Raw genomic sequence first — 14,915 nt, 5'->3', positions numbered from 1 at the left:
CGCCGGCCCCGCACGCACAGCTGGCGAAGCCGCGACGCTCACCATCCTCATCCCGACCGCGCCGCAAAAGCTGCGCACCCAGCGCATCCCGGTGCAGCAGGACGGATCGAGCGTCGCTTACGTCAAGGACGCGCAGTGGGTCGAGGCGCCGCAGCGGCTGTTCCAGCGGCTGATCAGCGAAACCGTCGCCGCGCGCACCAGCCGCGTCGTCCTCGACGAAGGCCAGTATCTAACTGCGCCAGGCGAACAACTCGCGGGCCAGTTGATGGAATTCGGCGTCGATGCACGCACGGGCGAAGCGGTCGTCGTCTATCAGGCGATGCTCGTCGCCGCGGGCGGCAAGAGCGTTACCCAGCGCCGCTTCGAGGCACGCGAGAGCCTCGGCGGGGTGATCGAGGCCAAACCGGTCGGCGAGGCGCTGCAACGGGCCGCGAACAAGGTCGCGGTCGACGTTGCCGGGTGGCTGGGAGAATAGGTTTTCCGACAAGGACCAGCTGGCATTCGTCGGCGAACGCCACGAAATCGCCGATCTGGCACCACGCATTTCGCCATCAGTGACAGGCAATTGCACCGACCTTCCGTACCGAAATAGCCAATTCGGGCTTCGAACCCTCCGTTGTGGATGCAACCTCTCCTGACTGTTGCGGAATACGTCGCCTATAACGCGCGGACGTTCTCGGTGGGGAGAGCCTTCGATGTCGTTTCTGATACTGAGCGCGATCACACAGCCCGTTTCGTGGCAGGAGGCTCTGGCGGCATGGGCGATCTGGGTCGTCATATCCGGCGGCGCCGTCGGCGGCCTTCTACAACCGGTTGTGGCAAAGCTGAGACCCGCGGTCGTCGACCCCCCTCCACTCCAATATCTCTGGGCCCCGCTGTTGGGCGCGGCGGCGGCGGGAATTACCGTATTCGTCCTGTCCAACGCCAAGACAGACGATGCGCATCAACTCTTCTTCTTTTCGCTCCTGTGCGGGCTCGCTTTTCCTTCCGTTCTGACGTCGGCCGTCGATAATGTCGGTCGACAGACGGAAAAGGTCGAAAAGCAACTGGACGCAATTGCCGGTAAGGCAATGAGCGATGACGTCAGGGTCGTCGCCAACGCCGCCGACGATCTCAAGGCCGCGATGGTACAGAATCCTGCCGATACGATGCCTGCCAGCGGACAAAAACTTATCGAGGCGACAGCACAGAAGGCGATCGACAACATTGCGCAGACCGCCCAGCAATTGCCTGAAGAAGCCCGCGAAGTGGTCGAAAAATTGAAAGAAGTTGCGACGGTCGCGCAGTCCGCCGGCTATGCCGACACCGCTCAAAAAGCCGCCGAGCAGCTAAGGGCGATCAGCAATGCCGAGGATGTCGCCAACACCGACACGGGGAGGATCGCAGCCGAAGCCGCCGAGCGCATCGCCGGAATATAAGGATAATCGCGGGCGGCCGCCCTGCACCACCGCCTTACTCGACAAATTCGGCTACCCCAGCAAACTCTTGCTGGCCTGCTCGGTCGTATCGCGCGACAGCCCCGGCTGCGCGAGGATGCGCTCGAGCTCGGCCTTCATCATCGCGGCGCGCTTGTCGTCGAAGCGTTTCCAGCGACCGAGCGGCGGGATCATCCGCGCGGCGGTCTGCGGGTTCTTGGGGTCGAGCGCGATCACCAGGTCGGCGATCAGGCGATAGCCCGCCCCGTCGGCCTGATGGAATGCCGCCTGGTTGCCGGTCAGCGCGCCATAGAGCGAGCGCACGCGGTTGGGGTTCGCCAGCGTGAAGTCGGGATGCCCCGCCAAGTCCTTCACCGCGTCAATGGTGTCGGGGCGCAGCGACCAGGCCTGCACCTGGAACCATTTATCAAGCACCAGCGGATTGTCGCGATAGCGCTGATAGAAGATGTCGAGCGCCGCCACGCGCTCGTCGCTGTCGCCATGCGCCAGCGTCGCGAGCGCCGCCTGCCGCTCGGTCATGCCGTCGGCGTTCGAGAAGATGTCGAAGACCAGCGCCGGCACATCGGCAATGCCGGTCGCGGCGAGATAGGCGATCGCGACCCCGCGCAGGCGGCGACGCCCCTTGGCGTTGGGCGACAGGTCGGTTGCGGGCGGGCATGCACCTGCCAGAATATCGCGCCACTCGCCTTCGAGCGCGCGGCCGATCGCCGCCTGCAACGCCAGCCGCTCGCGGCGGATCGCATCGGGATCGACCGTCACCATCTGGTCGCCGACAAAGGCTTCGCTCGGCAGCAGCACCGCCTCGGCCACGAAGGCCGGGTCCTCGACCCGTCCGGCAAGCGTGCCCGCAACCGCGTCGATCACCGCCGCATGGTCGGCCGCCTCGCCCGACACCGCCGCCACCAGCGTATCGAGCATCAACTGCTGCAACGCCTCATAGCGCGCGAACGGATCGTCATCATGCGCCGCAAGCCAGGCCAATTCGCCCGGCGCGCGGACATAATCGACGATCACGGGAGCCGAAAAGCCGCGGTTGACCGACAGCGCCGGCCGCGCGTCGAACTGGCCGAGCGGGACGCGCTGGCTCACGCCCGTCAGCGTCACCAACGTGTCGGGCATTGCTGCGCCACTGCCGTCCATCGCGAACGCCGCGAGGCGCAGCGGCATCAGCATCGGCTGCTTGTCGGGCTGACCCGGCGTCGGCGGCACCGTCTGCGCGACGTCGAGGAACCAGTCGCCACCCTCCTCGGCGAGCGCCAGCGTCAGCCGCGGCGTCCCCGCCTGTTCGTACCAGCGGCGGAACAGCGACAGGTCGATATCGCCGCCCTCCTCCATCGCGCGCACAAAATCCTCGCAGGTAGCGGCCTCGCCGTCGTGGCGCTCGAAATAAAGATCGGTGCCGGCACGGAAGCGCTGCGGCCCGAGCAAAGTCGCCATCATCCGGATGATCTCGGCGCCCTTGTTATAGATGGTCGCGGTGTAGAAGTTCGAGATTTCCTGAAAGCTGTCGGGGCGGATCGGATGCGCGAGCGGCCCGGCATCCTCGGGAAATTGCGCGGCGCGGAGCAGGCGGACGTCCTCGATCCGCTTGACCGGCGGCGACCCCATGTCGGCCGAAAAGCTCTGGTCGCGAAAGACGGTGAAGCCTTCCTTCAAGCTGAGCTGGAACCAGTCGCGACAGGTGACGCGATTGCCCGACCAGTTGTGGAAATATTCATGCGCAACCACGCCCTGCACCCCGTCGTAATCGAGGTCGGTCGCGGTGTCGGCGTCGGCGAGGATGTAGCGGGTGTTGAAGACGTTGAGCCCCTTGTTCTCCATCGCTCCCATGTTGAAATCGCTGACCGCGACGATGTTGAACAGGTCGAGGTCATATTCGCGGCCATAGACGCGCTCGTCCCAAGCCATGCTGTCCTTGAGCGCCTGCATCGCATGGCCGGTGCGCCCCTCGTCGCCGCTGCGTACCCAGATGCCAAGCTCGACCTCGCGGCCCGACATGGTGGTAAAGCTGTCGCGATTGACCACCAGGTCGCCCGCCACCAGCGCGAACAAATAGCTCGGCTTGGGCCAGGGATCTTCCCACAGCGCCCAATGCGTGCCGCCTTCACCGTCGCCCTGCTCGACGCAATTGCCGTTCGACAGTAGGATCGGGAAGCGCGCCTTGTCGCCCGCCATGCGCACCCTGTAGCGGCTCATCACGTCGGGGCGGTCGGGATGGAAGGTGATGCGGCGAAACCCCTCGGCCTCGCATTGCGTGCACAGCATCCCGTTCGACGCGAACAGGCCCATCAGCGCGCTGTTGCCCGCAGGGTTGATGACCGTGTCGACCTCGACCGTCGCGCGCGCGCGCTCGCCGAGGTCGACGATCAGGTCGCTGCCCTGCATGTGCCAGTCGTTCCACACCGCCCCATCGACGCGCACCTCGGCCGGGGTGATGGCATCGCCGCGCAGCGTCAGCGGGACGGGCGTATCGGCATGACGCTCGACCGACAGGCTGGCCGATACCTTGGTCTCGTCGATGCCCAGCGCGAAATCGAGCGCGACGTCGGGGACCTGCCACTCGGGCGGCCGATAGTCGGCGCGGTGGATCGTGACGGGGATGGCGGGCGTCGAGGAGGCATCGGTCATGTCAGCGGGTCTAGGCTTGGGGGATCGCCTGCGCAATAAGGCGCGCCATGGGACATATGCTGATTTTCGGGCTGGGGTTTGCCGCAAGTCATCTGGCGGAACGCCTGACCGCGCGCGGCTGGGATGTCAGCGGCACGACGCAGGACGGGCGCGGCGGCACGATCGCCTTCGCCGACGACGCATCGGTGCTCGCGGCGCTGCGCTCGGCGACGCATATCCTGTCGTCGGTGCCGCCCGCTGACGGCGCCGACCCCGTGCTGGCGCGCTACGGCGAGGCGATCGCGCTCGCACCCGCCGGGTGGGTCGGCTATCTCTCCTCCACCGGTGTCTATGGCGATGCGGACGGCGCCTGGGTCGACGAAAGCGCGCCGGTCAAGGGCCGCCGCGCCGATCGCAACGCCGCCGATGCCGCCTGGCAGGCTCTGCGCGGCGACATGCGCGTCTTCCGCCTGCCCGGCATCTACGGCCCCGGCCGCTCGATCCTCGACCGCATCGCCGAAGGCCGCACCCACCGCATCGCGCTGCCCGACCAGGTCTTCAGCCGCGTCCATGTCGATGATATCACGGGTGGCGTCATGGCGTCGTTCCGCGGACCGCCGGGGGTCTATAACCTCGCCGATGACGAGCCGTGCCACCAGAACCGGCTCGTCGAATGGGGCTGCGCGATGCTCGGCGCACCGCTGCCGCCGCTCCAGACCTTGGACGAGGCCGGCCTGTCCCCGGCGGCACGCGCCTTCTATGCCGAAAACCGCCGCGTCGCGAACCAGCGTGCCAAGCGATTGCTTGGCTGGACGCCGCGCTATCCGAGCTTTCGCGAGGGGCTGGCCGCCTGCCGTTAGAGCAGCACGTCGACCGTGTGGATCAGCACGCCCACCAGCCCGCCGACCAGCGTCCCATTGATGCGGATATATTGCAGGTCGTCGCCGACCGCATTTTCCAGCCGGTCGGTGATCGTCTTGGCATCCCAGCTACGGATCGTGTCGGACACCAGCTTGAGCGCGGTCTCGCCATAGCTGTCGACCGCGCCGACGACCGCCCGCCGCGCGTAGCGGTTGAGCGTCCGCTTGATATGCGCATCCTCGCCCAGCATCGCACCGAACTGCGTGACCAGTTCGCCGAGCCGCCCGGCGAGCATCGTATCGGGATCGCGCGCCGCCTTGAGCAGTGCGCCGCGGCCCTGTTCCCACAGGCCGTCGAGCCAGCGCTTGACCGCCTTGTTCTCGAGCAGTTCGTCGCGCACGCGCGCGACCTTCGCCTGCACTTCGGGATCATGCTGGAGGTCGAGCGACATCTTGGCGAGCCCTTCCTCGACGCGCAGGCGCAGCGGATGGTCGGGTTCTTCGGCCATCTCGGCGAGCAATTTGCCGAGCCCCGCGACGATGCGGTTCGAGATGCTCTCGTCGAGCCCGGTGAAGCGCACTATCGCGTTCGAATTGTCGTGGACCATTTGGTGGATCAGATGCGCATTGAGTTCGAGCGTCTTCGAACCCCATTTGACCATCGCGTCGAGCAAGGGCTGATGCCGTCCTTCGGCGAGCGCGGCCTGTAGCGCCTGCCCGAGCAGCGGCGCGACATCGAGTTCGCGCAGCCGGTCGGCGATCGCCGATTTGACCATGCCGCCGAGGCGCTGCTGGTCGAGCGCGCCGAGACCGTCGGCGATGATGCGCGACGCGCCGAGCTTGAGCCGGCCGCCGCCCTCGCCCGGTTGCGACAGGAATTTGCCGACCGCGCCCGCGATGTCGACGCTCTGCATCTTGCGCGCGATCAGCCGCGGTAACAGGAAATTGGTCAGCAGGAAGCGCGCCAGCGTGTCGCCGATGCGGTTCTTGTTACGCGGCACAATGGCGGTGTGCGGGATCGGCAGCCCCATCGGATGGCGGAACAATGCGGTGACCGCGAACCAGTCGGCGAGCCCGCCGACCATCGCCGCTTCGGCGAAGGCGCGGACAAAGCCGACCGCCGGATGGACATCCTGGAAATATTTCGCGCTGACGAAGACGATCGCCATGACGACAAGCATGCCCGTCGCGACAGCGCGGATATTCAGCCCGCCCGTGGGAACGGCAACGCCCACCCGCAGGGGGTGGGCGGACCGGGTTGGATTGTCATCCGTCATGGCGGTTCAATGGCGAAGCGCGGCAAAGGTTGCAACCGTCGCCGCGCCCGTGCCCCGACGCCTACTCCGCCGGATGCGGCTCCGACGGCAGGCCGTGCGGCTTGGTGTCGTCGCCCTTGCGATAGGTCAGCAGGTTGCGCGAGAAGAAACGGCCAAGGCGCTTTTCGATGCTGTCGGCGAGGCTGAAGCCCGCCGGAACGATCAGCAGCGTGAGCAGCGTCGACAGGATGAGGCCGCCGATCACGACCACCCCCATCGGCGCGCGCCACGCCCCGTCGCCCGACAACGAGATAGCTGTCGGCACCATACCCGCAACCATCGCGATTGTCGTCATCACGATCGGCTGCGCACGCTTGCGCCCGGCGTCGAGCAAAGCGGGCTTCTTTTCGATGCCCTGATCCATCTCTTCGATCGCGAAGTCGACCAGCAGGATCGAATTCTTCGCGACGATGCCAAGCAGCATCAATATGCCGATATAGACGGGCATCGAAATTTCCATGCCGACGATCCACAGCCCCAACAGACCGCCCAGCGGCGCAAGCAGCAGCGAGGACATATTCACCGCGGGTGACAGGAAGCGGCGATAGAGCAGCACCAGCGTAGAGAAGACGAGCGCCAGCCCGGCAACGACCGCGATAAAGAAGTTGACGATCAGTTCTTCCATGAACTTCTGCTGGCCCTGAACGATCTTGCGAATGCCTTGCGGCATATTCTTGACCGAGGGCAAGGCGTCGATCTTGGTTTGCGCGTCGCTGGTCACCAGCCCCTTCACCAGATCGGCACCGATCACGATGCGACGCGTCTGGTTGTAGCGGCGGAGTTCGGTCGGCCCGGCGCCGAAGCTGATCTCGGCAACCGACTTCAGCGGAACGGTGGTCCCGCGCGTCGTCGGCACCGGCAGGTTTTCCAGCGTCGCAAGGCTGCGGCGCGAATCTTCCGACAACAGCACGCGGATCGGGATCTGGCGGTCCGACAGCGAGAATTTCGCCGCATTCTGGTCGATGTCGCCCAGCGTCGCGATACGGATCGTCTGGCTGAGCGAGGCCGTCGTCACGCCAAGATCGGCGGCCAGGTCCATGCGCGGATTGATGATGATCTCGGGCCGCGGAATGTCACCCTCGATCCGCACGCCACGGACTTCCTTGAGCGCGCTCATTTCCTTGACGATCTGCAGCGCATGCTTTTCGAGCGCAACCGGGTCGTCGCCGCCGATGATGAAGCTGATGTCGCGGCCCGAAAAGCCTCCCGCCTGGCTCTGGAACGACACGCGCGCGTCCGGGATCGCCGCCATCTCGGGCTGCAGCGTGCGCTCCCAGTCGACGCTGCTTGTCTCGCGCTCTTTCTTCAGCGTGATATAGACGCTGCCGCCGCCGACGTTGACGTCGTAAAAGGCGTTTTCGACATTCTTGTCGGCCATCAGGATCATATTGATCTGGTTCGAGATCACCTCGCTCTGCGCCAGCGTCGAGCCGGGCGGCAGCTCATAGGTGATCTGGCTGTAATCGCTGTTGATCGTCGGCTGGAATTGCTGCGGCAGGTTCTTGCCGAGGATATAGGTCGTGAAAAGAGCCAACACTCCAATTCCCACGATCCAGGTCCGATGATCAAATAGTCGAGCCCAGGCGCGCTGGGAAAAAGACTTGCTCCAAAAAGCGATCGGCCAGCTACCCAGGCGGAAAACAAGCTGAAGCAGCCAACCCAGCGCACCGACGACCATCGCGAAGAGAATTCCGCCGACAACGAAAATGATCGCCTTCTGAAATGATAGCTCTTTGAACAAGAGCAGCCACGCAGCAACTCCGGCGAAGACCAGAGCGGCTCGCACATAACCTATGACTATTTCCTTGAGCGTCGCATTGACGCTGGCCCAAGCCATTGCGGCGACGCTGATCATAAGAAGCGAGGCCAACACATAGGCGACGACCGTCCCGATCGGCGTGAGCAACAGAAAATGGAGCGCCGCATTGGGTGCATCACCGCCTGGCGGAACTGGCTGAAAATACATCGCGACCAAGGCTAAGAATGCGAGACCCGCGACGACAAGCGGCAGGATCAGGAACTTCAGCCGGACCGGCAACAAGTTATAGGTGGCACGCTTTGCCTTCTGCTTGCTGTCGTCGAGCGTCCAGCGCAGGAGATTTTCATAGCGGTCGACCCACGGCCCCGACGCATGATCCTGCTCGCCCTGTGCCGACAGGAAATAGGCTGCAATCATCGGCGTGATCATGCGCGCGACCGCGAGGCTGACGAGCACCGCAAAGACGATCGTCATGCCGAACTGGATGAAGAACTGCCCCGACACGCCGGGCATCAATGCGACGGGCAGGAACACCGCGACGATCGACATCGTCGTCGCGACCACCGCCAGACCGATTTCGTCGGCCGCGTCGATCGACGCCTGATAGGCGGTCTTGCCCATGCGCATATGCCGGACGATGTTCTCGATCTCGACGATCGCATCGTCGACGAGCACCCCCGCAACCAGGCTGAGCGCGAGCAGCGACAGGCCGTTCAGCGAAAAGCCCATCATGTCCATGAACCAGAAGGTCGGAATCGCCGACAGCGGGATCGCGAGCGCCGAGATCAGGGTCGCACGCCAGTCGCGCAGGAACAGGAAGACGACGACGACGGCGAGGATCGCGCCCTCGATCATCGCGAGCATCGAACTGCGATATTGTTCCTTGGTATATTCGGTCCGCGTGAACAGGATCTTGAAATTGACCTTGGGGTTGTTCTTCTTGATCTCGGCGAGCTTCTTCATCGCCTCGTCATGGACGGTCACGTCCGACGAGCCCTTCGCCTTTTCGATCGAGAAGGACAGCACCTGCCGGCCCTCGATCTTGGCGAGGTTGCGCTGTTCGGCATAGCCGTCGGTCACGGTCGCGACGTCGCTGAGGCGGATCGTGCGGCCATTGCCGAGCGACAACTGGTAGTTGCCGAGCTGGTTCGCCGACCCTGCGTTGCCGAGCACGCGCACCGCCTGTTCGGAGCCTGCGATCTCGGTCCGGCCGCCCGCGGCATTGACGTTGACCTGGCGAAGCTGCTGGTTGATCTGGCTCGCCGTGACGCCATAGCTTTGCATGCGCGCGGGATCGAGCACAACGCGGATTTCGCGATCGACCCCGCCCGAGCGGCGCACGCGTGCCATACCCGGGATCGAAAGCAGATCCTTCGCAACAGTATTATCGACGAACCACGACAGCTGCTCCAGCGTCATGTCGGTCGCCTCGACCGCGAAATAGGTGATCGGACCACCCGAAAAATCGACGCGCACCACCTGCGGCTCGAGGATCCCGTCGGGCAGGTCGCTGCGGATTTGCTGCACCGCCTGGTTGACGTCGTTATAGGCGCGGTCGATCGGCGTGCCGATCGCGAACTGCACCATCGTGCTGCTGCTGCCCTCGCCGACATAGGACGACATGTCCTCGACACCGCTGACCGCGCGCACCGCGGCCTCGACGCGCTGGGTGACCTGCGTTTCGAGTTCGGTCGGCGCGGCACCCGGCTGGGCGACGAGCACCTGCACTGCAGGGAATTCGACGTCCGGATTGTCGTTCACGTCCATGCGGTTGAAACTGACGACACCGGCCAGCAGCAGCAGCACGAACAGCACGATCGGCGGCACCGGATTGCGGATGCACCAGGCGGAAATGTTACGGAAGCTCATGGTTCAAACGCCCTTGTGCGCACGCCCGGCAAAGCCGGAAATCAGTTCGACGTCTTCTGAAGCACCGGCTTCACCGTATCGCCGGGGTTCAGGAAGGCACCCGCCAGCACGACGACGCGTTCGTTGCCCGTCAGGCCCGACGCGATGGCGACGCCCGCATCGGACACCGACCCGACCTTGACCGCGCGGCGCTCGACCTTGTTGCCCTTGCCGACGATCAGCACGAAGCTGCCTTCGGGGCCGCTCTGGACCGCGCTTTCGGGAAGCAGCGGCGCCTCGGCCGATCCCGAGATCAGCCGCGCATCGGCGAAGCCGCCCGGACGCAGTGCCGCCGTATAGGGAAGGCGATACGCACCATGCCCTGGCGCGTGTCGGGATTGATCACCGGCGACACCTGCCAGATCTGGCCCGCGAGATTGAGGTTGGTCCCGACGGGGGTGACCGTCGCGCGCGTTCCCACCGCAATGCGCGCCAGATCGGCTTCGGCGAGTTGCGCCATCATCTCCATCTCGCCGCCGCGCGCCATGCGGAACAGCACGCCGCTGCCCGAGCTCACGATCTGGCCGGGCTCGATCTGGCGCGTCAGCACCAGCCCCGCCGCCGGGGCGACGATGTTGAGGCGATTGTTGCGTGCGGTGGCTTCCTGATACTGCGCCTGCGCGACGCGGACGCGCGCATTGGCCGCGTCGCGGGTCGCGCGCTTGCGGTCCATGTCGGCCTTGGAGATAAAGCCGCGCGAGACGAGCGATTCAGCCCGCGTCAGCTCGGCCTGTGCCAGATCGGCGTCGGCCTGCGCCACGCGGATCGAGGCCGACAGCGCCGCCGCCTGCTGCGCCTGGACCGAGCGGTCGATCACCGCCAGCGTCTGCCCCGCGCCGACCCACTGGCCGGGTTCGACGAGGACGCGGACGACCTGGCCGCCCTCGCCCGCGACGCCGACGGGCATTTCGCGCCGCGCGGCGATCGTGCCGTTCGCCGAAATCTGGGCCTGGACCGACTGCTTGCCCGGGATCACGACGGTGATGTTCGGGATGCTCTCGCCCGACGGGCCGCCGGCACCGCCCGCGGCGGTGGCGGCACCATCGCCCTTGCCCGCCGAAAAGGCGAAATAGGCGGCGGCGAGTGCCGCGAGGATCAGTGCGACCGCAATGATCAGCAGCATCCGGCGCCGACGATTGTCCGGCGCATATTCATAGCCCGCAAGGCTGTCCATCCCGTCCACTTTCCGCTCGTAGTTCACGCCAAATTCCTCTGTGCCGCCCCAACCATGGCATGCGAGGGCCGTCCGGTCCCGCACCCCTCGGGGGACGCCGGAACCTTCGCCATTCTTCTCGGTGTGTTACCCAATTAAATCACCCCTGACAAGGGGGAAACGCGGGCGACACCGCCGCTCGCGGCGCCGCGCCTCATAGGCGCCTTCGCCGTGAAGTTCCAGCGGCTTGGGCTAAGTCCGGGCCGGACCGCAATGACAAAAAAAGGCGGCCGGATCGCGCCGACCGCCCTTTTTGGAACCGACCCGGTGCGGATCGGCTATGCGCGTCGCGTCAGCGAACCTTGCCGCGTCGCACCAGATTGACGATGGCCAGCAGGACCACCGCACCGAGGAAGGCCGACAACAAGGTCATCGGATCGAAATAATCGCCCGCGCGCAGACTGCCGCCGCCGAGGAAGCGTCCGAACAGGAAGCGCCCGAGGATCGACCCGAGACAACCGACGATGATGTTGAGGAGGATGCCCTGCTGGGCATCGGTACGCATAACGATGCTGGCGAGCCAGCCGATAACGCCACCCATGATGATTGCGATGATGAAATCCATGATTATGACCCCTACGATCCTTCACTGGTGCCCGACTGTTACCGGACAATCAGAAAGGTAAACCAAATCCCTGAAACCACCTAGCGATATGGCGACGCCGCCTGGCCGCCGCCCCCGCGCGGTCAGCGAACGCTTCCGCGCCGCACCAGGTTGATCAGCCCGAGCAGCACGACCGCACCGATGAAGGCCCAAAGCAGCCCGATCGGGCTGAAGGTGCTGAGGCTTGCCCCCATGCCAAAGAAGCCGCCGAGGAAATTGCCGAGGAAGGCGCCCAAGATGCCGACGACGATATTCAGGATGATGCCCTGCTGTGCGTCGGTGCGCATGACGATGCTGGCGAGCCAGCCGATGATGCCGCCGACGATCAATGTGATGATGATACCCATGACAGACTCCCTTTTTGCCCGACCTGCGGGGTGCGCAGACGAAGTGTTTTCGGGCGACAAAGGAGCCGCCCGGCCGTTGATTTGCGTTGGTGTCAGCACAATCGACCGGGGAGAAAAAGGTTCCCGGCCGGCCCGCGAGGGCGCGGCCGGGAAAGTGGGATCCGTTCCGTTCGGGAACTTCTCCGGGTCGCAGGGGCAGGAATAAGCAGCCCCGCTTGACGACGGTGTGACAGCCATCACAGGCCGGAGATTTTTTGGTGAAGATTACGGAAAGGATGCTTCGGTGTGGGAAGCGGACATAACCTCCTCTCCCCTTGAGCGAGAGGATAGCGCAGCTTGCTCCGTCAGGAGCAAGCGAAGCCTGAAGAGGGAGCGAGGCGCCGGTGGACGCGAAACCCGCCCTTGCGATCCGCAGCGCGCGCAAACGAAATGGGGGCCGGCATCGCTGCCAACCCCCACTATCCGGTATCCTTCCGGTCGCTTCCCGCTTGCCTTCATCCCGGTCCGCTTCTCTTGCGATCGGCGGCCCGCAAAACGACGCTTGCGGCGCGGTCCGGAGCTATCCGGCGATGGTTTGGTCGGCCCCCTTTCGGGGGCCGGCCGCACCTGGAAAGCCCTTCATCATCTCTTCTTGCGTCTGCCGAAGCAGTCGCTGTCCAAGCGATGGACTGCATTTCCTGTCCCGGTCGGGTTCGCCTCAACTCGTGGGAATCGCTGCGTTCCGTGACCAGGGTATCGGTCCACTTCTTCGTCGTTCCGGCCCGTTCTTTTCCGGCTGGTCTTGCAACCTGCCTTCCTGTCCCGGCGGTCCGTCGTCTCCGTCGTCCGATAATTGGAAGCTGTCATGAGTCGGCGGCGGCGCCAACAGAAATTGCAGCAAAACGCCTGCCATTGCGCCGCCGACTGTGGATAAGTCCGGCATTAGCAATTAGCGGATTCGGTGCAGCATTTTTGTAACAAGGCTGCAGCATTTTCGGATTCGGTTTTTGAAAAGCCGGTCGCGACTCGCCCCCGCGACTCGGTCTTTTCGAACGCGACTCAGGCGCGGCCCAGATCGCCCTTGCCCACCGTTCCCGACGCCATGTCGAGCATCCGGTCGAGGCTCTTGCGCGCGGCGAGGCGAAGCTCTTCGTCCATCTCGATCCGCGGCTGGAGGTCGCGGAGCGCGAAGTAGAGCTTCTCCATCGTATTGAGCGCCATATAGGGGCAGATGTTGCAGTTGCAGTTGCCGTCGGCCCCGGGCGCGCCGATGAAGGTCTTTTCGGGGATCGCCAGTTCCATCTGGTGGATGATGTGCGGCTCGGTCGCGACGATCAAAGTGTCCGACGGAAAGGTCTTGGCGAATTGCAATATGCCGCTCGTCGACCCGACATAGTCGGCGTGATCGACGATATGCGGCGGGCATTCGGGGTGCGCCGCGACCGGCGCGCCGGGGTGCTGCGCCTTGAGCTTCAAGAGTTCGGTCTCGCTGAACGCCTCATGGACGATGCACACCCCGGGCCACAGCAGCATGTCGCGCCCGAATTTGCGGTTCAGATAGCCGCCGAGATGCCGGTCGGGGCCGAAGATGATCTTCTGTTCGGGCGGAATCTGGCTGATGATCATCTCGGCGCTCGACGAGGTGACGATGATGTCGCTCAATGCCTTCACCGCCGCCGAGCAGTTGATATAGGTCAGCGCGATATGGTCGGGGTGCTTTTCGCGGAACCGCTTGAACTGTTCGGGCGGGCAGCTGTCCTCGAGGCTGCACCCTGCATCCATGTCGGGCAGGATGACGATCTTTTCGGGGCTCAGGATCTTCGCGGTTTCGGCCATGAACTTGACGCCGCAAAAGGCGATGACGTCGGCGTCGGTGTCGGCCGCCTTGCGCGACAGCTCGAGGCTGTCGCCGACGAAATCAGCGAGATCCTGGATTTCGGGCTTCTGGTAATAATGCGCGAGGATGACCGCGTTGCGTTCCTTGCGCAGCCGCTCGATTTCGGCGCGCAGGTCGAGGCCGGCAAGATTTTCACGGATTGGGGCAGTCATCACGCTTCCTTGTCATGCAGGAATTTGCGGCCCCTCTACACGTCACCTGCCAGCGGGGCAATTCGCCGCGTCAGCCATCCGTCAGCCGGGCGGCCAGCGCGATCACCGGCGGCGCCAGCGACAGGAGATAGATGGTGGCGCGCACCGCGATGACAATGGCGGCGACGGCTTTGGTCGCCGGGTGGATGCGGCCGAGGGTGCGGCGGTCGTGGAGCGCGACGATGCTGACGACGACGAGCTGGCAGAGCGCGACGGGGATGTCCGACCACCCGATCATCAGCGGCATCGGCAGCAGGCGTCCGAGCGCGGGTTCGAGGATGATGATCGTCGCGCCGATCATCAGCCGCCGGTGCCATTGCGTCGACACCCGCCGACGCACCGCCCACCAGACCATTGCCCCAAAGGCGAGCGATTCGACCGTGGTCAGCGCGAGAAAATAAGGGGGCGAGAAAAAGGGCGGAAAGCGTTCGAGCACGAGCGAGGCGAGCCCCGTAAAGATGCCGAGTCCGGCGATGACCAGGGCAAGCCCGCCGCCGATCCACCCCAAGCGCCGGTGCAGCGGCAAATTGGCGCGCGACACCAGGGTCGGCTGGACGATCAGCAGCGCGAGCCAGGCAAGCATCGCGACGCCATGCAGGTGGACCCAGAAGGGTGCCGCCCAAGGATCGACGAACCCACGCAGCGCGAATTGCGCAAAACCGAAGATGATGAAGAGCGCGAGGCCGATCGCCATGCGCTGCCAGAACCGCTCCGCGGGAATCACCGCCGCCGCCGTCGCCATGCCATAGCCCCCCAGGCTGGTTGCACGGCATGACTAGCGCAGCAAACCCCGCGCGC

General features: G+C 64.9%; 10 protein-coding genes and 1 pseudogene. 3 read left to right on the top strand and 8 right to left on the bottom strand.

The features are described 5' to 3' along the window. Positions 1 to 475 (top strand): ABC-type transport auxiliary lipoprotein family protein (locus tag B1A78_RS15735; protein ID WP_077147869.1); only part of this gene is annotated, 475 nt, incomplete at its 5' end. A gap of 220 nt (positions 476 to 695) precedes the next feature. Next, positions 696 to 1,418 (top strand): hypothetical protein, encoded by a 723-nt coding sequence (locus tag B1A78_RS15730; RefSeq protein ID WP_077147868.1) that lies wholly within the window; start codon positions 696 to 698, stop codon positions 1,416 to 1,418. Positions 1,419 to 1,469: 51 nt separating this feature from the next. Here B1A78_RS15730 and pepN read toward each other — a convergent pair whose 3' ends face one another. After that, on the bottom strand, positions 1,470 to 4,064 hold the full coding sequence (gene pepN, locus B1A78_RS15725) for an aminopeptidase N (RefSeq protein WP_077147867.1): 2,595 nt from the start codon (positions 4,062 to 4,064) through the stop codon (positions 1,470 to 1,472). Between the two features lie 47 nt (positions 4,065 to 4,111). On the opposite strand from pepN, the gene B1A78_RS15720 reads away from it, so the two are divergent. Continuing rightward, entirely contained in the window at positions 4,112 to 4,903 is a 792-nt protein-coding gene (locus B1A78_RS15720; protein ID WP_077147866.1) for an NAD(P)-dependent oxidoreductase, read from the top strand. On the opposite strand, the gene B1A78_RS15715 is transcribed toward B1A78_RS15720, so the two are convergent. The 7 genes and pseudogenes from B1A78_RS15715 to B1A78_RS15680 all read right to left on the bottom strand — a co-directional run bounded on the left by B1A78_RS15715 (position 4,900) and on the right by B1A78_RS15680 (position 14,859). After that, positions 4,900 to 6,180: a DUF445 domain-containing protein gene (locus B1A78_RS15715; protein WP_372236888.1), complete on the bottom strand. Its 1,281-nt coding sequence runs from the start codon at positions 6,178 to 6,180 to the stop codon at positions 4,900 to 4,902. The genes B1A78_RS15720 and B1A78_RS15715 overlap by 4 nt on opposite strands. Before the next feature lie 61 nt (positions 6,181 to 6,241). After that, positions 6,242 to 9,847: an efflux RND transporter permease subunit gene (locus B1A78_RS23160; RefSeq protein ID WP_256838630.1), complete on the bottom strand. Its 3,606-nt coding sequence runs from the start codon at positions 9,845 to 9,847 to the stop codon at positions 6,242 to 6,244. A gap of 41 nt (positions 9,848 to 9,888) precedes the next feature. After that, positions 9,889 to 11,060 (bottom strand): annotated as a pseudogene (locus B1A78_RS15700) (efflux RND transporter periplasmic adaptor subunit). Positions 11,061 to 11,391: 331 nt separating this feature from the next. Continuing rightward, positions 11,392 to 11,664, bottom strand: coding sequence for a GlsB/YeaQ/YmgE family stress response membrane protein (locus tag B1A78_RS15695; RefSeq protein ID WP_077147865.1), 273 nt, complete (start codon positions 11,662 to 11,664; stop codon positions 11,392 to 11,394). 122 nt (positions 11,665 to 11,786) lie between these two features. Then, positions 11,787 to 12,050, bottom strand: a complete 264-nt coding sequence (locus B1A78_RS15690; RefSeq protein ID WP_077147864.1) for a GlsB/YeaQ/YmgE family stress response membrane protein — start codon at positions 12,048 to 12,050, stop codon at positions 11,787 to 11,789. 1,038 nt (positions 12,051 to 13,088) lie between these two features. Then, complete coding sequence (nadA, locus tag B1A78_RS15685) at positions 13,089 to 14,078, bottom strand: quinolinate synthase NadA (RefSeq protein ID WP_077147863.1); 990 nt, start codon at positions 14,076 to 14,078, stop codon at positions 13,089 to 13,091. Positions 14,079 to 14,148: 70 nt separating this feature from the next. Then, a complete protein-coding gene (locus B1A78_RS15680; RefSeq protein ID WP_077147862.1) occupies positions 14,149 to 14,859 on the bottom strand; it encodes an adenylate cyclase in 711 nt (236 codons plus the stop codon). Between the last annotated feature and the right edge of the window lie 56 nt (positions 14,860 to 14,915).

This window comes from Sphingopyxis sp. KK2, from assembly GCF_001990265.1.
Taxonomy (GTDB): Bacteria; Pseudomonadota; Alphaproteobacteria; order Sphingomonadales; family Sphingomonadaceae; genus Sphingopyxis.
The sequence above is the reverse complement of the archived record's forward strand: the minus strand, read 5'-3'. Positions and strand labels throughout refer to the sequence as shown.

Coding starts and splice junctions, on each gene's coding strand:
- B1A78_RS15690 (WP_077147864.1), bottom strand. CDS start 12,050: ATGGGTATCATCATCACATTGATCGTCGGCGGCATCATCGGCTGGCTC.
- B1A78_RS23160 (WP_256838630.1), bottom strand. CDS start 9,847: ATGAGCTTCCGTAACATTTCCGCCTGGTGCATCCGCAATCCGGTGCCG.
- B1A78_RS15720 (WP_077147866.1), top strand. CDS start 4,112: ATGGGACATATGCTGATTTTCGGGCTGGGGTTTGCCGCAAGTCATCTG.
- pepN (WP_077147867.1), bottom strand. CDS start 4,064: ATGACCGATGCCTCCTCGACGCCCGCCATCCCCGTCACGATCCACCGC.
- B1A78_RS15715 (WP_372236888.1), bottom strand. CDS start 6,180: ATGACGGATGACAATCCAACCCGGTCCGCCCACCCCCTGCGGGTGGGC.
- B1A78_RS15680 (WP_077147862.1), bottom strand. CDS start 14,859: ATGGCGACGGCGGCGGCGGTGATTCCCGCGGAGCGGTTCTGGCAGCGC.
- B1A78_RS15695 (WP_077147865.1), bottom strand. CDS start 11,664: ATGGATTTCATCATCGCAATCATCATGGGTGGCGTTATCGGCTGGCTC.
- nadA (WP_077147863.1), bottom strand. CDS start 14,078: ATGACTGCCCCAATCCGTGAAAATCTTGCCGGCCTCGACCTGCGCGCC.
- B1A78_RS15730 (WP_077147868.1), top strand. CDS start 696: ATGTCGTTTCTGATACTGAGCGCGATCACACAGCCCGTTTCGTGGCAG.